This window comes from Acinetobacter faecalis, from assembly GCF_034187745.1.
GTDB classification, from domain to species: Bacteria; Pseudomonadota; Gammaproteobacteria; order Pseudomonadales; family Moraxellaceae; genus Acinetobacter; species Acinetobacter faecalis.
Genome location: NZ_JAXHPF010000003.1, coordinates 1 through 21,662, shown reverse-complemented (window position 1 = coordinate 21,662; position 21,662 = coordinate 1). Strand labels below are relative to the sequence as shown.

Annotated in this window: 15 protein-coding genes and 1 pseudogene; 11 read left to right on the top strand and 5 right to left on the bottom strand. The window is 36.5% G+C overall.

Annotated elements, in window-relative coordinates; all coding sequences use genetic code 11:
* The first annotated feature begins 79 nt into the window (after positions 1-79).
* Complete coding sequence (purH, locus tag SKM54_RS03710) at positions 80-1,654, top strand: bifunctional phosphoribosylaminoimidazolecarboxamide formyltransferase/IMP cyclohydrolase (RefSeq protein ID WP_321094157.1); 1,575 nt, start codon at positions 80-82, stop codon at positions 1,652-1,654.
* 161 nt (positions 1,655-1,815) lie between these two features.
* Complete coding sequence (purD, locus tag SKM54_RS03705; RefSeq protein ID WP_321094155.1) at positions 1,816-3,099, top strand: phosphoribosylamine--glycine ligase; 1,284 nt, start codon at positions 1,816-1,818, stop codon at positions 3,097-3,099.
* A 67-nt stretch (positions 3,100-3,166) separates the two neighbouring features.
* On the opposite strand, the gene SKM54_RS03700 is transcribed toward purD, so the two are convergent.
* Positions 3,167-4,165: an SEL1-like repeat protein gene (locus tag SKM54_RS03700; protein WP_321090038.1), complete on the bottom strand. Its 999-nt coding sequence runs from the start codon at positions 4,163-4,165 to the stop codon at positions 3,167-3,169.
* Positions 4,166-4,670: 505 nt separating this feature from the next.
* Here SKM54_RS03700 and SKM54_RS03695 point away from each other — a divergent pair.
* From SKM54_RS03695 to SKM54_RS03655, 9 genes are all read left to right on the top strand, one after another.
* Positions 4,671-5,540: a MetQ/NlpA family ABC transporter substrate-binding protein gene (locus tag SKM54_RS03695; RefSeq protein ID WP_321087145.1), complete on the top strand. Its 870-nt coding sequence runs from the start codon at positions 4,671-4,673 to the stop codon at positions 5,538-5,540.
* Positions 5,541-5,613: 73 nt separating this feature from the next.
* Positions 5,614-6,639 carry a methionine ABC transporter ATP-binding protein gene (locus SKM54_RS03690; protein WP_321094152.1) on the top strand — a complete coding sequence of 342 codons (1,026 nt, stop codon included), beginning with the start codon at positions 5,614-5,616 and terminating at the stop codon, positions 6,637-6,639.
* Positions 6,636-7,331 (top strand): methionine ABC transporter permease, encoded by a 696-nt coding sequence (locus tag SKM54_RS03685; RefSeq protein WP_321087143.1) that lies wholly within the window; start codon positions 6,636-6,638, stop codon positions 7,329-7,331. The genes SKM54_RS03690 and SKM54_RS03685 overlap by 4 nt, the downstream gene beginning before the upstream one ends.
* Before the next feature lie 268 nt (positions 7,332-7,599).
* Positions 7,600-11,169, top strand: a complete 3,570-nt coding sequence (gene dnaE / locus SKM54_RS03680; protein WP_321094150.1) for a DNA polymerase III subunit alpha — start codon at positions 7,600-7,602, stop codon at positions 11,167-11,169.
* Positions 11,170-11,196: 27 nt separating this feature from the next.
* Positions 11,197-12,024 (top strand): RNA methyltransferase, encoded by an 828-nt coding sequence (locus tag SKM54_RS03675; protein ID WP_321091089.1) that lies wholly within the window; start codon positions 11,197-11,199, stop codon positions 12,022-12,024.
* A 14-nt stretch (positions 12,025-12,038) separates the two neighbouring features.
* Positions 12,039-12,845: a serine O-acetyltransferase gene (cysE, locus tag SKM54_RS03670; RefSeq protein WP_154772158.1), complete on the top strand. Its 807-nt coding sequence runs from the start codon at positions 12,039-12,041 to the stop codon at positions 12,843-12,845.
* 121 nt (positions 12,846-12,966) lie between these two features.
* Complete coding sequence (locus SKM54_RS03665) at positions 12,967-13,803, top strand: ABUW_2363 family tetratricopeptide repeat lipoprotein (protein WP_321094147.1); 837 nt, start codon at positions 12,967-12,969, stop codon at positions 13,801-13,803.
* A gap of 111 nt (positions 13,804-13,914) precedes the next feature.
* Positions 13,915-15,918 (top strand): esterase/lipase family protein, encoded by a 2,004-nt coding sequence (locus tag SKM54_RS03660; RefSeq protein ID WP_321090043.1) that lies wholly within the window; start codon positions 13,915-13,917, stop codon positions 15,916-15,918.
* 172 nt (positions 15,919-16,090) lie between these two features.
* Positions 16,091-17,314, top strand: coding sequence for a GGDEF domain-containing protein (locus SKM54_RS03655; RefSeq protein ID WP_321094144.1), 1,224 nt, complete (start codon positions 16,091-16,093; stop codon positions 17,312-17,314).
* A 375-nt stretch (positions 17,315-17,689) separates the two neighbouring features.
* Here SKM54_RS03655 and SKM54_RS03650 read toward each other — a convergent pair.
* The 4 genes and pseudogenes from SKM54_RS03650 to SKM54_RS03635 all read right to left on the bottom strand — a co-directional run.
* A pseudogene (locus SKM54_RS03650) lies at positions 17,690-18,166 on the bottom strand (VENN motif pre-toxin domain-containing protein); the annotation flags it as partial.
* Positions 18,167-18,447: 281 nt separating this feature from the next.
* Entirely contained in the window at positions 18,448-18,942 is a 495-nt protein-coding gene (locus SKM54_RS03645) for a contact-dependent growth inhibition system immunity protein (RefSeq protein ID WP_321090046.1), read from the bottom strand.
* On the bottom strand, positions 18,942-20,585 hold the full coding sequence (locus SKM54_RS03640) for an endonuclease toxin domain-containing protein (RefSeq protein WP_321090047.1): 1,644 nt from the start codon (positions 20,583-20,585) through the stop codon (positions 18,942-18,944). Before SKM54_RS03640 ends, SKM54_RS03645 begins: the two co-directional genes overlap by 1 nt.
* Before the next feature lie 484 nt (positions 20,586-21,069).
* Entirely contained in the window at positions 21,070-21,309 is a 240-nt protein-coding gene (locus SKM54_RS03635) for a hypothetical protein (protein ID WP_321090048.1), read from the bottom strand.
* Positions 21,310-21,662: the final 353 nt, after the last annotated feature.

Sequence of the window (21,662 nt, the reverse complement as noted above, 5' to 3'; positions counted from 1 at the left end):
CGGCTTCCGCAGGCATTTTTTTTATCTGTATATTAGCTAATTTGTTTTAATCTGTTTCTTAAAGACTGTGACGAAGATCATGACTATTAAACGCGCTTTAATCTCTGTTTCCGACAAAACTGGTATTGTTGAGTTTGCACAAGAACTTGCTGCTCTTGGGGTAGAAATTTTATCTACTGGTGGTACATACAAATTGTTGAAAGACAATAATGTGACTGTAGTTGAAGTTTCAGAGCACACTGGTTTCCCAGAGATGATGGACGGCCGTGTAAAAACACTTCATCCAAAAATCCATGGTGGTATCTTAGCTCGTCGTGGTCTAGACGAAGCTGTGATGGCTGAACACAACATCGATGCTATCGATCTAGTTGTTGTTAACCTTTATCCATTTGCAGCAACTGTAGCTAAACCAAACTGTTCACTTGCTGATGCAATCGAGAATATCGACATCGGTGGTCCAACAATGGTTCGTGCTGCTGCTAAAAACCATGCATCTGTTGGTATTGTTGTAAACGCATCTGACTATTCTACTGTTGTTGCTGAACTTAAAGCTGAAGGTGCTTTATCTCTAGCTACACGTTTTGACTTAGCAGTTAAAGCATTTGAACATACTGCTCAATACGATGGCATGATTGCTTCTTACTTAGGCGCTCGCGTAGGTAAAGAAGAAGGTCAAGCTGACAAATTCGCACGTACATTCAACACGCAATTAAACAAAGCTCAAGACTTACGTTACGGTGAAAACCCGCATCAGTCTGCTGCGTTCTATGTTGAATCAACTGCAACTGAAGCTTCTGTTTCAACTGCACAACAGTTACAAGGTAAAGAATTATCTTATAACAACATTGCAGATACAGATGCAGCACTTGAATGTGTTAAATCATTCGCTAAACCTGCTTGTGTAATTGTTAAACATGCAAACCCATGTGGCGTTGCTGTTTCTTTAGACGGTATTCAAGCTGCTTACGACTTAGCTTATGCAACTGATCCTGAATCTGCATTCGGTGGCATTATTGCATTCAACCGTGAATTAGACGTTGCAACTGCACAAGCAATTGTTGACCGTCAATTTGTTGAAGTAATTATTGCTCCAAGCGTTGCTGAAGGCGTTCTTGAAGTAACAGGTGCGAAGAAAAACGTACGTGTACTTGTATGTGGCGAATTACCAGCAATTGACGAACGTGCTGTTCAACTTGACTACAAACGTGTAAATGGTGGTTTATTAGTTCAAGATCAAGACTTAGGTATGATTACTAAAGATGATCTTAAAGTTGTGACTAAACGTGCTCCAACTGAAGCTGAAATTGATGACATGATTTTTGCTTGGAAAGTAGCAAAATATGTGAAATCTAATGCGATTGTTTATGCAAAAGGTCGTCAAACAATTGGTGTTGGCGCAGGTCAAATGAGCCGTGTAAACTCTGCTCGTATTGCAGCAATTAAAGCTGAACATGCTGGCTTAGTGGTTGAAGGCGCTGTAATGGCATCTGATGCATTCTTCCCATTCCGTGATGGTATTGATAACGCTGCTAAAGCAGGTATCAAATGCATTATTCAACCGGGTGGTTCTATGCGTGATGAAGAAACAATTGCAGCAGCTGATGAAGCTGGCATTGCAATGGTATTTACAGGCATGCGTCACTTCCGTCACTAATTGATTAGAAGTCGTATTTTATAATCCCCCTAAATCCCCCTTTGTAAAAAGGGGGACTTTTCGCATAATAGGACTGTGTTTTTATTTGCGATACATTCCCTTTTAGAGGGTAAGAAGTGCTACTTTGCATGGGGGATTCTATTCTTTTGAGGGATATTGAGATGAACATTTTAGTTTTGGGTAGTGGCGGCCGTGAACATGCGCTTGCATGGAAAATCGCACAAGACGATCAAGTCGCGAAAGTATTTGTTGCTCCAGGTAATGCCGGCAGCGCAACTGAAAATAAATGTGAAAATGTTACTTTAGACATTCTCGACAATCCTGCAATTATTGATTTTGCAAAAAATAATGCAGTAGAAATGATTATTGTTGGTCCTGAAGCACCACTTGTAAATGGTGTTGTAGATGCTTGCCGCGAAGCAGGTGTTAAAGTTTGGGGTCCAACAAAATTTGCTGCACAGCTTGAAGGCTCAAAAGCTTTCGCTAAACATTTTTTAAAACGTCACAACATTCCAACTGCTTTTTACGATGTATTTACAGAAGTAGATGCAGCGAAAGCATTTGTTGAAAAAAATGGCGCGCCTATCGTAATTAAGGCAGATGGTCTCGCTGCGGGTAAAGGCGTAATTGTTGCAATGACAAATCAAGAAGCATTTGATGCCATTGACGACATGCTTGCAGGCAATAAATTTGGTGATGCAGGTTCTCGCGTTGTAATCGAAGAGTTCCTTGCTGGTGAAGAAGCTTCTTTCATTTGTATGATTGATGGCGACAATATTTTACCAATGGCAACGTCACAAGATCACAAACGTATTTTTGAAGGTGACCAAGGTCCAAACACGGGTGGTATGGGTGCTTACTCTCCTGCTCCTGTTGTAACTTCAGACGTTTTTGAAAAAGCAATGAATGAAGTGATGCGTCCAACTGTTGAAGGCATGAAGAAAGATGGTCATGTTTACACAGGTTTCTTGTATGCAGGCTTGATGATTGATGAACAAGGTCAACCTAAAGTGATCGAGTTTAACTGTCGTTTTGGTGACCCTGAAACTCAACCAATTATGATGCGTTTAAAATCATCTTTAGTTGATTTAGTTCAAGCAGGTTTAGATGGTAACCTACCTGCGGAAGCAGAGTGGGATGAACGTAAAACTGTAGGTATTGTACTTGCGTCACGTGGTTACCCTGAAACTTCTAGCAATGGCGATGTGATTTCTGGTTTAGATACACAAATGACAGATGCTAAAGTTTTCCATGCAGGTACAAAAGCCAATGAAAATGGCGACATTGTTACTGCTGGCGGTCGTGTACTTTGCGTAACTGCACTTGGTAATACGATTGGCGAAGCTCAAGCAAAAGCATTAGAGCTTTGCGAAAAAGTAACTTTTGATGGTGTACAGTATCGCAAAGATATTGGTTACCGTGCAATTGCTCGTGAAAATGCTTAACTCTTTCTATTCGATTGATTAAGTAAAAACCCCGATTCGTTCGGGGTTTTTACTTAATAATAGAAATCTACTTAATCTCAATCAAACCTTGATCTAAAGCTTTTTGATATAATTTCTTAGCAAATATAGGGTCTTTTTCTACACCTAAACCATTTTCATACATATAGCCTAAATTTGCTTGAGCTTGAATATCTCCATTATCTGCAGCTAGCTTAAGCCAATAAATTGCACGTTCATAATCTTTAGGCATTCCCTGACCAGTGAAATAAATTGTTCCTATATTAAATTGAGCTTTAATTAACCCTTTTTCTGCAGCCTGCAAATATAATTTTGCTCCTTGCTCATAATCCCGCTTAACTCCAACCCCTTCAAAATATAAACTTGCTAAATTATATTGTGCAGAAGAAAGCCCCTGTTGAGCAGCTTGTTTATATAGCTCAACCGCTTGCGAAAAATCTTGTCGGATGCCTTTTCCTGTTTCATAAGCTTTAGCCAAATTATATTGAGCTTCTGCTATATTTTGATTTGCAGCTTTCATATACCAAAAAACTGCTTGTTCATAATTCTGTTTAGTTCCAAACCCTTGTTCGTAAGCGGAACCTAAACTAAATTGAGCTTTTGCAAACCCATTATTTGCTGATTTTTTATACCAAGAAACTGCTTGTTCATAATCTTTTATAACATACTGACCTGATGAAAAAATAACACCTAAATTATATTGTGCATAAGGATCACCTTGCTCAGCAGCCTGAGTTATAAGCAAAATTCCTTTTTTAATATTTTTTTCATTCTCAGAGCCATATAAATAAATCATTCCTAAATTAAATTGAGCATCACGATCTCCTGCATTGGAAGCTATTTCTAAATACTTAATTGCTTTTTGTTTGTTTATTTCTGTACCCAATCCTAGATCAAACATCATGCCTAATAAAAATATTGATCTAATATGTCCCTGATTCGCCAAATTTTGCATTTGAACAAATTGCTTATGAGCATCGTTCGCTAAAACTGTATTAACTAATGACAAGAAAGAAAAAGAAACTAATAAAACTAGTAAATGTCTCATACATTTCCTCATTAAAATCAACAACCAGTTCTTATGCATTAATACACACCAATATTTCTAAATTTTCTATAACAACCTGTATACCATATAGCTATTTTTCAGCAATGAATTAAATAAAATCTTATAAAGATGAATAAACACACATTATTAAGTCTAATTAAAATAATAATGTTATAATTCATTGTTTTTAAAAGTTTTTAATAACCATAAAATTTATTCTTATCCAACAAATCAGCTAAGTATTCTGTTTTTCATCACTATATTGAATAATTATTTATTGCTATGATATTACCAAGTTATGAATATTTCTAAGTTATACAAAATTTGCCTTTATTCAGCTATCGCTATAAAGTCTTTGTATAGTATGGAAGCAACCATATAAGCAATTGATCACAAAATAATGATTAACCTTAATATCAATAAGTTAAATCATTATTTAATCTGTAATCTCTCCAACATTGGTTATCGTAAATTTATATTTTATAAATTTACTTAGGATGAAAACATGAAAAAAATCCTCGGACTTATTTTAGGTCTTACAGTTGGCTTAACAGCTTGTTCAAAGCCTGAAGCTCCTGCAACTGAAGCAGCGCAAAAAGACACAACAGAATTACAAAAAGTTGTAATGGCTTCTACAGGTTCAGATGCTGACATTTGGAATCACATTGCAAGTCTACCTGAAACTAAAGAAGCAGGTATTGATCTTCAAGTAAAAAGTTTCACAGACTATGTTGCAATGAACACAGCTGTAGCAAACAAAGAAATTGATATCAATGCATTCCAATCTTATGCATATCTTGTTGCTTTCAATACATCAAACAAAGATAAAATTGCACCTATATCTACAACTTACTTAGAGCCAATGGGTATTTACTCAAGCAAAGTTAAAAAAGTTGAAGAATTTGCAAATGGCGCAACAATTGCAATTCCTAACGATGCTGCAAACGAAGCTCGCGCATTATTACTTCTTCAAACTGCTGGCTTAATTAAATTAAAAGCTGACTTTGACTCGGCAACAGGTACACCTGCTGACATTACTGAAAACTCAAAAGCAATTGTGATTAAACCAATTCAAATGGCAACTGCTGTTCGTGTTAAAGACGAAGTAGATGCAATTGTTTTAGGTAATACGCTTGCATTAGAAGGTGGTTTAAACGTTCTTAAAGATTCTATTTTCTACGAACCTGCTGACCAAAGCACAAAACTTAATGTAAACGTTTTAGCTGTTGCAGCAGATCGTGCAAATGATCCTGTTTTACAAAAAGTTGGTGCGTTATATCACACTGAAGCAGCTCAAAAATTCATTAAAGAAAAATTTGAAGGCACGAAAGTTGACGTAAATAAACCAATCAGCTATTTAACTGAATCTAAATAGTAATATAATTAAGAATAACTAAAACAGGCAAACACTCTTTGCCTGTTTTTCATTTTAGATTAATTTAGACGATATGATTGAATTTAAAAACATTTCCAAGCATTACACAATGAATGGTCAGACTATTCGTGCCTTAGATCAGATAAACCTTCAAATTCCAGATGGCAGCATTTTTGGCATTATTGGCTATAGTGGAGCTGGTAAAAGTACTTTAATTCGTCTGATTAATCTTTTAGAGCGTCCGAATGACGGTCAAGTGATCATCAATCAAACCGATTTCACAGCTTTAACCCCTGCCCAACTTCGTACTGAACGTGCAAATATTGGCATGATTTTTCAGCACTTCAATTTACTGCAAACCAAAACAGTTGCAGCCAATATTGAAATGCCTATGAAACTTTTAGGTTATAGCAAAACAGAGCGTGAAAAACGTTTAAATGAATTATTAGAATTTATTGATCTTAAGCACAAAGCAAATGCCTTCCCAGATGAATTATCTGGTGGTCAAAAGCAACGTGTTGGTATTGCGCGTGCACTTGCTAATCATCCTAAAATTTTATTATGTGATGAAGCAACTTCTGCATTAGATCCGCAAACAACAAAATCTGTTCTTGAACTATTAAAGAAAATTAATAAAGAACAAGGCATTACTATTGTGATGGTAACGCATGAAATGGATGTAATTGAGTCTGTTTGTGATTATGTTGCCGTTATGGAACAAGGTAAAGTCATTGAGTCTGGTTCGACTTTGGAAATCTTTAGTCAACCTCAGCACCCAACCACTAAAAACTTTATTCAGACTGTTTTACAGCAACAACTTCCTGTAAACATTTTAAGTAATTTAGAAAATCAAAATCATAACAGCGTGTATTGCCTTAAATTTTTAGGTAGCTCTGCACAAGAAACTGTTATTCAGGCTGTTATTAAACAGTTTGATATTAGTTTAAATATTTTATTTGCCAACATGACCGAAATTAACGGCACTGTTATTGGACAAATGTTTATTCAGCTTTTAGGTGATGATGCACTTATTCAACAAGCGATTGAGTTTTTAAGATCTCACGGCGTGCAAGTTGAACAGTCAGGAGTAATCGCATGAGAGATTTAATAGTGCAATTGCTGACTTCTTTAACAGCACCGTTTTGGACAAGTTCTGTTTCAATGGATCAGTTTGTTACCGCATTGCAAGAAACCCTAAATATGGTGTTCTTTTCAATGATTTTCGGAACAATTTGGGGCTTTGTTCAAGGTATTGCTTTAGTTGCGACACGCCCAGATGGAATTTTGCCGAACAAAGCTATTTATACGGCGTTAAACCCTATTGTGAATGCTCTTCGTTCACTTCCCTTCATTATTTTAATGATTGCGGTTTACCCTTTAACTAAGTTTATTACAGGTACGACCATTGGTACTTGGGCTGCAATTGTACCGCTTACTATTTATGTAGGTCCTTATATTGGTCGTTTGGTTGAGTCTTCATTACTTGAAGTAAATAGCGGTATTGTTGAATCTGCTCAAGCAATGGGTGCAACGCCATTACAAATTGTATTTAAGTTTGTCATTCCTGAAGCTCGTAGCTCGCTTATTTTAAACTTAACCACTGCCCTTATTAGCTTAATTGGTGCAACTGCAATGGCAGGTGCAATTGGTGCAGGCGGTATTGGTGACCTTGCTATTTCTTATGGTTACCAACGTTTTGATGACAGCGTGATTTACCTAACAGTAATTGTGCTGATTATTTTGGTTCAAATTGTTCAATCTTTAGGTGAATGGTTATCTCGCTTAAGATAATTACTTTTACGTAAGTTTTGATAAATTGAAGCCCTCAATTGAGGGCTTTAATTTTTTATATTCGCTTTCATTTTCATTAAAAATATTAAATTTGTCTGAGCTTATTTAATTTAAGTGATGCCAAGTCAATATTTTTTCATTTGTTAAAGTTTTGATCATGTTATATTTCTATGAAATATTTGATAAAACTTCACCAATTCATTTCAATTACACTCAGAAAAACAATAGAGCGTGCTAAAATAGCGGGTGTTTTTGCAGGGACTCATTTATGCACTTTGTACATCTTGGTATTCAAACAGAATTTTCAATTACGGAATCTATTGTTCGTATACCTGAACTTGTGAAAGCTGCAGCAGATGACAACATGCCTGCTCTTGCCATTACAGACTTATCGAATTTACACGCAGCTGTAAAATTCTATGGAAAGTGTTTAGGCAAAGGTATTAAACCTATTTTAGGTTCAATTTTACGCCTGAATGATGCAGAACATCGTATTACCCTGCTGTCTATGACCAACAAAGGTTGGCGCAATCTTACAGAATTGGTTTCTGAAGGTTATATTTCAGGTCAGCAACTTGATATCCCTTGTGTTAAAAAAGAATTAATTTTAGAACAAAACCAAGACCTCATTTTACTGCTTGGTATGCACAGCGACGTTGGTAAAATGCTGTGTACTTCTAATCCTCAAAAAGCGGAACCACTCTTAGAAGAATGGGTTGAGAAATTTGGCAATCGTGTTTACTTTGCACTTACACGTACCAATCATCCTGGTGAAGAAGATTTTATTCACGAAGCGGTAAAGCTTGCTAAAAAATACAATATTGGTGTTGTTGCACACAATGATGTTCACTTTATTAAAAGTGAAGACTATGAAGCACATGAAGCACGTGTTTGTATTGCAGATGGTTATGTTTTAGGTGATAGTCGCCGTCCAAAAAACTATACGCCTGAACAATATTTCAAAACATCTGAACAAATGGTTGAGCTGTTTTCAGATATCCCTTCAGCAATTGAAAATACTTACTATATTGCACAGCGTTGTAATGCAACGCTTCGTTTAGGCTTTAATGACCTACCCGATTATCCAATTCCTGAAGGTCATACAATTGACACTTACTTTGCACACTTGTGTGAAGAGGGCTTAGAAGAACGCCTAGATTTCCTTTATCCAATTGAAAAACGTGATGATGATTGGGCAGAAGTTCGTAAACCTTACGATGAGCGTTTAGCCTTTGAAATTAAAATTATTCTAGACATGGGTTTCCCAGGTTACTTCCTTATTGTCATGGACTTCATTCAATGGTCTAAAGGCAATGGCGTACCTGTAGGTCCGGGACGTGGTTCAGGTGCAGGCTCACTTGTTGCTTATAGCTTAAAAATTACCGATCTTGATCCATTACGTTACGACCTACTTTTCGAACGTTTCTTAAACCCAGAACGTGTATCTATGCCCGATTTCGACGTCGATTTCTGTATCGCTGGTCGTGACCGTGTAATTGACTATGTTGCGCGTACTTATGGTCGCGAAGCGGTATCGCAAATTGCAACTTTCGGTACTATGGCCGCAAAAGGTGCAATTCGTGACGTTGCGCGTGTATTGGGTAAATCTTATGGTTTAGCTGACCGTATTTCAAAAATGATTCCAACCAAACCTTTAGGTTTGAGTTTAGAAGAATCAATTGAAGCAGAACCACAACTTAAAGATATTGTAACCAATCCTTCCAACCCAGACTATGATGATGCATCTGAAATTTGGGAAATGGCACTAAAGCTTGAAGGGATTACACGTAACACAGGTAAACATGCGGGTGGTGTTGTAATTGCACCAACCAAACTCACCGATTATTCGGCTGTTATGTGTGATGCAGATGGCACATCACGTGTTGCACAGTTCGATAAAGATGACGTAGAAGCCGCAGGCTTAGTGAAGTTCGACTTCTTGGGTTTACGTAACTTAACCGTAATTGAAGATGCGATTAAGCACATTAATGCACGTGAAGATGTTACCGAACCTGTCAATATTTCATATATTCCATTAGACGATAAACCTGCATACGAAATTTTTGCAAAGGCAAATACCACAGCAGTATTCCAGTTTGAATCCGTGGGCATGAAAAAAATGCTCAAGGAAGCACGCCCAAGTAAATTCGAAGAAATTATCGCCTTTGTGTCGTTATACCGTCCAGGTCCAATGGATCTTATCCCAGACTTTATCCATCGTATGCATGGTGGTGAGTTTGAATATTTGCATCCATTACTGGAAAAAGTACTTGAGCCAACTTACGGCATTATGGTGTACCAAGAACAGGTAATGCAGGCAGCACAGTTCTGTGCGGGCTATAGCTTGGGTGGTGCAGACTTACTTCGTCGTGCAATGGGTAAGAAAAAACCTGAAGAAATGGTGAAACAGCGCCAAATCTTTATTAAAGGTGCTGCCGAAAAAGACATTGATGAAGCAACAGCCAACCATATTTTCGACTATATGGAAAAATTCGCCGGCTATGGTTTTAACAAATCACATGCTGCGGCTTATGCCCTTGTTGCTTATCAAACAGCTTGGTTAAAAGCGCATTATCCTGCTGAATTCATGTCTGCCGTTTTAACTTCTGAAATGCAGAATACAGACAGCATCGTGTTCTTAATTGATGACTGTCGTATTAACAAGCTAGAAGTGCTTCCACCTTCTATCAATATGTCTATTTACCAATTCCACGCAAGTAGCCCATCCACAATTGTTTATGGTTTAGGTGCAATTAAAGGTGTTGGCGAAGCTGCAATGCAGTCTGTTATTGACTCACGCATTCAAGATGGTCCTTACAAAGATTTATTCGATTTCTGCCATCGTGTAGATTTGAAAAAAATCAATAAACGTACTTTAGAAGCGCTGATTCGTTCAGGCGCACTCGATTGTTTAGGCATTGAACGTTCAAGTTTAATGGCTCAACTTCCTGAAGCAGTTCAAGCAGCCGAACAAGCTCGCTCAAACCGTGAAACAGGTATTATGGATTTATTTGGTGAAGTTGAAGAAGTTCAACGTAAACCAGCTAAACCTGTAAAACCTTGGTCAGATGAAGTTCGCTTAAAAGGTGAAAAAGATACTTTAGGTTTATATTTAACAGGACATCCAATTGATGTTTATAAAGTAGAACTTAAATCTTTTGTATCGAATAAAATTAATGAATTAACACCAACACGTCGTGGCGTAACTACTGTATTTGCAGGCTTAGTTGTAGATATTGCCAACTTCCCTAACCGCATGATGGCTACTTTAGATGACGGCACAGCGCGTATTGAAATTTCTGCCAATCACGAACGTTTCCAACGTTTTAAAGATGTGATTGTGAATGAAAAAGTTGTGGTTATTGAAGGTGAAATTTACGAGCGTGAAGGCTTTGATCGCCCAATGGGACGTTTAACCAAAGCATTTAACCTCAATGAAATTCGTCAAAAACGCGCAAACAGCATTCAAATTAAACTCGCACCTGAACATTTCAGCAAAACATTAAATAAAGATTTACAAGAAATGCTTCTTCCTTACTGCAATGTAGATATGCATACCCATATTCCAGTTCAATTAAAACTCGACTTTGAATATGCAACAACAGAATTACATTTAGGAATTAACTGGAAAGTTGCTCCTTTAGATGAATTACTCAGTAAGTTACGTGATTATTTTGGTGCCGATGCCTTACACATCGAATATCAAGTAAAGTCAAAAGCAGCCAAAGCCGTAAGCTATGAGGCTGCACAACCTGTTCAAGTTGCACCACCTCCTGAAGGTATGTCTATGGACGATGCAATGGATCAATTTCAGGCACAAGCCGAACAATATTCTTAAGATAAAAACTGTCAAAGTGGAAAAAATATGAGTCATATTGACAATGCTGCCGTTTCAGCACATCTCTCCCATGTGCGTATTGTCATGGTGAATACAACACTACCTGCAAATATTGGTAGTGCTTTACGTGCAATGAAAACAATGGGTTTATCTAAGTTGGTTTTGGTTTCTCCAAAAACCTACCCACACCCAGACATCAACGCACTTGCAGCAGGTGCAACAGATTTAATTGATCAAATTGAAATTGTTGAAACACTTGAAGATGCAGTTAAAAATTGTCACATTGTATTTGGTACAAGCGCACGTAGTCGCACCATTCCATGGCCTTTACTTGATGCACGTCCTGCTGCTGAAAAATCGTTAAAAGCTGTCATTAACGACAAACAAGAAGTTGCTGTTATTTTTGGACGTGAAGACCGTGGTTTGACTAACGAAGAACTTGCACTTGCAAACTTTCACGTGACAATTCCTGTGAATACAGATTATGGTGTATTAAACGTTGCACAAGCTATTCAAATCATTTGTTATGAAATGCGTATGGCAGCAATGGATAAAATGGGTAAAGAAGTTAATCCAGAAGCGACTATGCATGTAACAGAAACTGAAGATATGCAATGGGATGAGCCACTTGTTACACATGAACAAATGGAACAGTTTTACCCACATATTGAAAAAATGTTAGCAGAAATTGAGTTTTTAGATCCTAAAAACCCACGATTACTTCCTTTACGCTTGCGTCGCCTATTTGGTCGTATACAATTAGATCGTATGGAATATCATTTACTTCGTGGCATATTTAGCCGTGTACAAGCACTAAATAATGGCACATGGAAACAGTCGAAGTCTGAAAAATAATGGGGATCAATCCAATGCTTAAACAGCTTAAAGAAGATATAAACGCTGTATTCGCGCGCGATCCTGCCGCACGAAACACCCTTGAAGTCTTAACCACATATCCTGGTATTCATGCACTTATGATGCATCGAGTTGCCCATGAATTATGGAAAAAAGATTGTAAAGGATCAGCACGTTTACTGTCTTCATTTAGCCGTTTTTCAACAGGTATTGAAATTCATCCTGGCGCTAAAATTGGTCGTCGTTTTTTCATCGATCATGGCATGGGTGTTGTGATTGGTGAAACTGCGGAAATTGGCGATGATGTTACGCTTTATCATGGCGTAACTTTGGGTGGTACAACTTGGAATAAAGGCAAACGCCATCCAACACTAGAAGATGGTGTAGTTGTTGGTGCTGGTGCCAAAATTTTAGGGCCATTTACAGTGGGTAAAAACTCTAAAGTTGGTTCAAATGCTGTTGTAACAAAAGCAGTTCCAGAGAACACAACTGCTGTGGGTAACCCTGCTCGCTTTATCACTAAAGACAAACCAAGTGAAGAAGAAGCACGTCGACGTGATTATGCAGAAAGTATTGGTTTTCAACCGTACGCTGCAACGCAAGACCAATCCGATCCAATCCTTGATGGCATGCGCGTTCTACTCGATAGAATTCAACAAAATGAAAAACGTATGAACACATTATGTCAACGTTTATCCTTACTTGATCCTACTTTCAAAAAACAGCAAGTGAAAGAACAACCTTTTAGTGCTGAAGAACTTAAGATTATTGAAGATGTTAGACGTGAATGTGAAGCTCAAAGTAGCCAATCTAAAGCCTAATATTTTCCTTTATAAATTAACAAGCTGTAACTTGCATATTTATCAGTGTTTTTCTAGACTGATAAATATGCTCAAAATTGCACTTTGAACCACACTTTAAAAAAATTAATGGATGATCATAATGATGCTTAAACCGTTGGCATGCGTAGCACTATCAGCAGCACTTTTATCTGCTTGTTCAGTTCTACCAACAAGTCACGAACCGATCGTTTTCAAAGAACCTACTCTTTCTGCACCATTTTATGCACTTAATCCATTTAACTACGCAGCACCTTCTGCATTTGAATTAGATTTAAAGAAAGCAGAAAACGGGAAAAATCGTTTAATTGTTCCTGCTACAAACAGCAACACACGTGAAATTTCTTATGCAAAATCTGCATCTAGCAATCAAGTAGATGTCACTGAAATTGATGATTTTTTACAAATGGTTGAAGGTAAAGCACGTCATTACCCACCACGCTTCACTGAGCGCCAAGAACGCAAAGGTTTCGAACAAAAATTAAAACAAGTAAACCAACAACTTGAGGCACTTACAGCGAAAGATAATGCATCTTTTGATGTGCTTATTCGTGCATTTAAAGCAAGCGTAATGGCACGTAATTTAGACCTTGGTTCTGCATATACAACTAAATCTATGAATTATGCACAACGTTTGCAAAAACTAAATAAGAATGACCCAGAACTTAATTTCTGGTTTGGTTTTGCACTATCTGAAGGTGGTGGTCAACGTGAAGCAATTTCATATTTAGACAAAGCCATGAAAGGCGGTGTTCAAGAAGCTTATTTATCTGCTACAAACAATTATTTAGCGATGGAACAGAAGAAAAATGCTGTTCAAACCCTAAAAAATTACAAACTTCAATATCCTCAAGAAGCTAATGTAGCAGATCGCTTAATTAATGAAATTGAGAAAAAAGGTCGTTGGAATGTATGGCAAGTTATGAATCCAACTAAATAACTCAACTTGTTACCAAATTAAGACCGTTTATACGGTCTTTTTTTATACTTAACGATTGAAATCACACAAAAAAATCGTATGATAAAAAATCGGATTTTATGTAGTAAACCTATGGCTACGCTTATAAAAAAAATAACATTCCTTGCTGCCCTAAGTACGTTATTACTTTCAGGTTGTCAGGTTGTCAGTGTTAAAAATGTTTCTCTAAATGCCACCATCGCAAATGAACGTGATAGCATTTTGTCACGTAATAAATTAAGTGAAGCAAGTCTAAATGTTTTGTCTATGACTGGTCGAGAGGCAAAAGTTTGTACAGACAATCCTGAACATTGCGTTAAAGAATTAAAAGAGATTTCTCAAATTCAAGATGAACAACTCCTCTCTACAGCGAGTGAACTTTATCTTGCAAAAGCACTTGCATATGAAAATTCATCACACTGTAAAACAAGTGTCTTGACGAGCCATCGCTCAGAAGAAAAACAAAAAATCATTCAACAAAATTATGATACTTGCTTAGACAATCAGCTGCATATGCTCGATCAAAGTATTCGTTATAGCTATGCATATATGTTTAAAACCAAGCGTAATGTGAATGATCGTATTTTTGACAACAGACAAGTACAAATTCGAGATTTCTATAATCAAGCGATTGCAAAACTTTCAAATGCATATTCATTAAGATATAAAAATGCTCAATTTAAGCCTCAAATCGAAATTGGAAAAAGTACATACAACATCAATTTTGATCACTATCCTGCGCTAAAAACACAAAAAATTGACAGTATCCTGTCTACCTATAACATGAACTTTTCTGGATTAAGATCGATTACACGTCGTGATGGTTTTGGCTCAGAATTCCTTGTGGTTTTAAATGATGCAAATGAAAAAGCGAATCGTAGCAAAAAAACACCTTATATTACAGACCCGCTCAACCATAAATACCCAAATGGAAGTAACCCCAATATTCATGATGCGCGTTATTTAGCAGTCACGGTTACCGTTGAGCCTGAAAAAGCATCAAGTGTTGATGAAATTATCAACAGCAAAGTGTTAAATTTAAAAGTGTATGATCCCTACAATCACGACACTGCACAAATTTCAGGTAAGTCTTATCCATTAGCTGCAAACTTTTCTGCACCTTATGGTCTATGGTTAGCTGAAAATAATCTTGTTCGTGCTGCATTTTTATCACTGATTGACCGTGATGATCGTATAACACTGCCCCACCTATTTATGCTTGAACCTTATAATCCAAATAAAAAAGTTATTGTTTTGGTTCATGGTTTGGCAAGTAGCCCAGAAGCTTGGGTACGCTTAACAAACGATATCATGGGTGATCCTGTATTACGCGATAATTACCAAGTTTGGCAAGTTTTCTATTCTACCAATATGCCTATTTTAGAAAGTCGCTTTCAAATTTATGCACTTATTACTCAAACATTCAATCAAGTTGCACCAAATGCATCTGCAAAAAAAGATGCTGTGCTAATTGGTCATAGTATGGGTGGTATTATTTCTCGCTTACTTGTGAGTGATGCAGACTTAGTGAAGCCCGCAGTTGCTCTGTTAAATAATAGTCGTGCCAACAAATATAAAAATGACCCTTTATTTAAATCACGTTTGCAAATGAATCATGTACCTAATTTTAGCCGCGCAATTTTCCTTGCTTCACCACATAGAGGAACCGAATTCGCTGACCGCTGGTTTACATTGGCTGCACGCAAAATTATTAAACTCCCTGGTGCCTTTCTTGGTGCCCTTGCAGATACAGTACAAGATGGTAATTTGAAAAACTTTGGTAAAGAAGTTGGCAATGGACTCATTCAAAATGGCCCGAGTGATTTAAGCAATAACTCGAAATTCACTGAAATTACGAAAAATGTCATGCCTTATAAAGGCTTTAAATATCACAGCATTATTGGTAACAATACTTTAAGTGATGATTTAAATATTATTTCCGATGATATTGTTCCATATAGTAGTGCACATTTAGATGGTGCAATTTCTGAAAAAATCATTAAAGGTGGTCACTCTATTCAGGAAACACCAGAAGCTGTTTTAGAGCTTCGTCGAGTTTTAAAACTTCATTTGATGGATTTAGGTTTGCATAAATAACCGTATTCAATACAAGATTTTTACTCAAGCCCAACTTATAACTTAAGTTGGGCTTTCTTATTTTTCACGCTGTAAATCCGTCTTGAATGAAATAACTTGCATCTACCAAATTAAATATGCTATTGATTGATAAATAACCACAAAAACAACATATTATAAGTAGTACCCTAATATGAAATTACATGGTACAAAAAATTTAACTCGTGATCATATTAATAAGCTGATTACTAAAAAATTAAATTTTTTATATTTTTCTAAACCAATTGAAAATATCTATAGAAAGCAATATCGCTCTGCGGCTGCTTTTGAATTTAGGTATCGAGCACCTTTGGTCTTAATTTTATATGCCTTTTTAACTTGGGGCGTTTATCAAAATATATCTGACCTTTATTTAAAAAATTTATGGCTATCTTTATATAAATGGGTTGGTATTATTATTTTCAGTGCTTGGCTATGTTCATTCAAAAAATCATGGTCTAAATATTTCGATATCTATATGGGGATAGGTGCTCTAAGTGCTGTTTCTATAACATTTGTTATTATTAATTTATTAACAACAACCTATAATACAGCACTATTACATGCAGCCATGATGTATGCGGTTGTTATTATTTATGCTTTTATCGGACTTCGCTTCTATACAGCTATTATTTCTGGCTGGATAGGAGGATTAGTTGGTGTATTTTTTTCAAATTATTATAATTTATATATTGATTGGACTTATTTAATACACACTTATATTTTTAGCAGTTTCTTAGGCATGTCTTTATGTTATGTCATAGATCGGCAACATCGTGAAAACTATCTTCAAAACTGTATTATTGAAATCACACAAAAAGAAATATCCGATCAAGCACAGTTACTTGAGGAACTTTCATTGCTCGATCCACTCACAGGATTAGCCAATAGACGCTATTTAAATCGAATTTTAGAAGCCGAATGGACTTTAGCAATTAAACAACAAGAACCTATATCTATCATTATGTTAGATATAGATTACTTTAAAAATTATAATGATAGCTTAGGACATATTTCTGGTGATAGTTGCCTACAATCTATTGCTGTCGCGCTGAAAAGCATAACGAACAATCACTCGGAAATAGCAGCTCGTTATGATGGAGAAGAATTTTTATTGGTATTTCCACAAACAAGTAAAGAAAAAGCAGAAGAAATTGCAAATTTAATTTTATATAGCATTAAAAATCTTGAAATAAAACACCCAAATAGTCCTATTTGTACAAATATAACAGTAAGTTTAGGTGTAGTTACGACTATCCCTAAACCAAATGATCTATTGCACGAGTTTATTGAAGAGGCTGATAAAAAATTATATGACGCTAAAAAATTAGGATGCAATCAATATCAAATTTCACAACAAAATAATGTAATCATTTGATTGTTTTTATAACAGAATAAGCCCAGTCAACAGGTAGTTTTTCACAAAAAGACTGCTAAAATCGAATACATAAATGACTTAATTAATGTGATGACGAACTTTTCAATGACTGATCTTTCTAACCATACACCGATGATGCACAGGTATCTATATATTGATTTATAACATTATTTTATATAAAAAAATAAAAACCTATACTTTAACCTATACTTTTTCAAAATGAATATTAGCATTTTCTAGTAACGTTCCTCTTGCGTAATTATTTATTAATGCACTAAGTATTTCTTCATTACTAAAATTTTTATCATGCATATTTTGCGCTAAAGACAGAGCTCCGCTTCCCCAAAGTGCCAATGTCGATGGAATATTCATCCCATGATTCTCCACCGCATTCTGCCCAATCACACCTGCAAGCTGTGCGTTGTAACTCGAATCTCCTGCTACCCCGCCAATCACAGCGCCAATACCTGCTGTCAGGTCTCGGATTTGCGCTTTAACATCTTCAGGCAGTAGATTCGGCTGGAATTCTCCATTGGCATCTTGGTATTCTTTCTTATCCTTGTATTGGTTAGCGAGATAGATCGCTGCTGCCTCACTTGCTACAGCCGCACTTCCGCCTGCGGTTGGGTCGCCTCCATTAATATAAGCAAGCGTTGCTCCCAAAATCGCATGTGAGATGAGTTGCGCTGCGGTGTTCTTGTCTTCTCCATGTCCAAACTCTTGCCCAATGATTTGCGCTGCGCATGGCGCTAAAGCATTGGTTGCTGCTTGTAAGTCGGTTTGCCCACCCAATGCTGCGGTAATGGCTATGGTCACTGCATTTAATGCTCGACTGCTATCTCCACCCATGCCCTATGCTTGCGCTTGGTCTGTGGCTGTTTTGCATTATTTTGAATAGCCTTTTCAGATTTCTTGATTTTGTTACGCTCAAAGAAGGATCAAACCCAATCGATATGTTTCCTCAATTGATCCATGTTTTATTGTAAGAAGACCAATTGGTTACACGATAGATTTTAGGGGTAGGCTTATTCATTTTGATATTATATGGCTGAATAAGCCTTCTATGCTAGGTTTGTGCAACAAAGTCATTTTATGACAAAGAACACTTTAATTTTACAGTTTAAAAAGCTAATTTACTTATAAATACTCGTGCATAAACTCATTGCCTTTCTAGCTTCCAAGCCCATTTCTTCATCTGAAATAGATAACGATAAAATAAAATCTTTATCTAGTGAGGTAGATCCATCTTTATCTGTATGAGATGGACTAAAAGTATATTCTTTCTTATTCAGTTTAAGAAAAATATACATTAAATCCTGTTCATATTTTTTTTTATTTTTATAACCATATTTTTTTCTTATTTCACTATCTACATCATTCATTTTATTTTTTATTGCATCCTGGTTAAGCATTGATTCTTGACAAATTCTTGACCGCTCTCCACCATCCTCAATTACAGTACTTCGTATTAAAGCTTTCTTAACTGCCCAGCCTAACTCTTCATTAGTACATTCAATATCTAAAATAATTGGATCATAATTTTTATCTACAATTGATAATCCTGCATTTATATAGGTTATTAACTTAATAAAACTTCCACCAAATACTAACATCGCTTCCTGATTCATTACTTCCCACTCTTAGTAACTGTCACAATCACTTTGACATTATTTTGCTTACCATAATCTACCATATTTTTAATTACTTGCATTTTAGCTTTTGATGTACCTTCAGGTATTGCTATTTGCACTTCTCTATTTTTAATTTTATCTTTAGTTAAAACAAAAGGACCTCCTCCCTTTTGAGCATCTCGCTTAAACGCTAAAGTATCATTAATATAACCTTTCATCTGTTTTTCAAGCGACTTTAAACCATTGGTACCATTAAATGAACTAATCGTGTCCATTGATTTTGCACTAATTGCAGTTTGTGTTGATGGATCATAAAAATCAAAAGTCTTAAAATTTGTTTTAAAACTATTAAGATCAATAAAATTTGATGATAATGATTGCTTTAATGTTGCTTCCCACTGTAAACCCCTCGCTGCCCAGCCAGTAGACCAATTAAGTTTTGGAATATTCGAAACATTATTTGTACCTAGTTTCTTAATACTCGCTGCACTCAACCCTAAACTAGTAAATACTTCTGCTTGAACTCTTTGTGCATTCGCTACTTTTACTGGATCTCCACTTGCTAAATCTTTATACGATTGCTCAATTGCAGCCGCTTGCTTTTTTAAATTATTAATAGTCAAGAAATCAATAATGGCTTGACCTTTCTTACGATTGTTCTCCATCGCATCTGCACATGCCGAAGTACCTAATGGGCAATGTATTGCTGATACTGCTGTATCACCAAATGCATCAGCTATGGCTAAAATACCATCACCAATACTCCCTACACCATTTATTACACCTTGTGCAATTGGTATATCTGTCTTTGATACGACCCATTTAACTGTTTCTTTTAACTTTTCTCTTACATCATCGCCAAGTAGAGAATTATTCTCCACTGCATTCTGCCCAATCACACCTGCCAATTGTGCGTTGTAACTCGAATCGCCTACCGCTCCACCAATCACAGCACCAATGCCTGCGGTTAAATCACGAATTTGTGCTTTTTCAGTTTCTGACAATAGATTCGCTTGGAACTCTCCATTGACGAAGTATTTAGGATCGTCTTTGTATTTTTCTTCAAGCTGTTTTGTAAAGTACATTGCTGCCGCTTCACTCGCAACTGCCGCACTGCCTCCTGCTGTCGGGTTTCCTCCATTTATATAAGCGAGTGTTGCACCTAATAAAGCATGTCCGAGCATTTGCGCTGCGGTATTCTTGTCTTTACCATGCCCAAACTCTTGTCCAATAATTTGCGCTGCATATGGTGCTAAAGCATTGGTTGCTACTTGTAAGTCTGTTTGTCCGCCAAGGGCTGACGTTATCGCTATAGTCACTGCATTTAATGCACGACTGCTACTTCCTCCCATGCCCCATGCTTGGGCTTGGTCTGAGGCATCTTTGTATTCTGTTGAGTTGTTTTTCAGAAGTTGTTGTTTTTCAGCCGTGTTGTCTGTGCTGTTGTATTTCGCCCAGTCTTCTCCGCCTTCTGCTTTGAGCTTTTCAATAGCTTGTTGCTCTGCCGCTTGCTTCTTCGCTTCTGCCTCTGCTTGTTTGTTTTGGCTATAGGTACGTGTTGCTGTTACTATCGTCGATGTCGCATCCGATACGATCTTTTGTTTTTCGAGTAGTGCATTTAAATCAGGAACATCATCCACTTTTTGGTTCGCAGTATTAATAACACTGTGAATACCTAGTTCTTCAACTGTTGTATCTTTTCCACCTATGTTGATGTTGCCTGCACTCAGTGTTGCATAAGTAGTACTGCTATCTTCGCCTTTGTCTTGTTGTGGTAGCGTTAGACTAAAGTTTTTGTTTTCTCGCCAATTTTCATTATTGGTCGGGGTTGCTGTTGGTGTCTTGTCAGCCGTGTCTGAATTTGGATCTTTTTTACCATAACCAGCAGATAACGCAACAGTCGTTGCTTTTGGCTACTTTCATTTTCTATATTGCTAAATGTGAGGCTGTTCGCTGTAAGGTCATTGTTTTCTTTTGTGGCGAACGACTACTTCATTTATACAAATTTTAAAACAGAAAATTACTATCACGTCGATTATTTAGGTGAAGCAAAGGGGGCTGTCACAGGAGTAGCCACAATTAGAGTAAGAAATAGTACAGTTTTAAAATGGGTCAACTTCATAGTTAATAGCCTTTCTTTTTCATGCAATTTCTATATACCTGATATATTTCATTTTCATCCATTTCACGTACTTTTCTTTCTTGAGCAACTTTTTCAGAGCATACTTCATTAGCACTACTTCTTTTATCTGTATAAACAAACCCATCATTCAAGAATCGAACTAATGAACTATTACTATCATTCGTTGCGCAGCCTTGTAGTAAAAAACATATAATACTTAACTTAAAACGGATTAATTTCATCTTCTATAACCCTTATTTTTCATACATTTATTGTATTTGTTATTTCGATCCTCTTTATTCGTAATCATATTTGTTTCATGTGAACAAACCGTATTTGCATTGGCTTCCTTTTCTGAATAGATAAACCCATCATTCCAAAATCGAACTAATCGACTATTACTATCATTTATTGCACAACCAAATAATAAAAAAGGCAAACTTAGTACACACAACTTTAGATGGATTTTCACCCAAAATCTTTTATTGAGAGTAATTACGATAACCTCTTTCACGCATACATTTATCATGTATCTTATGCCAATTTTTATTATCTCCCGTAGCAGATTGAACAGGAAAAGCTGTACTAGCAATAT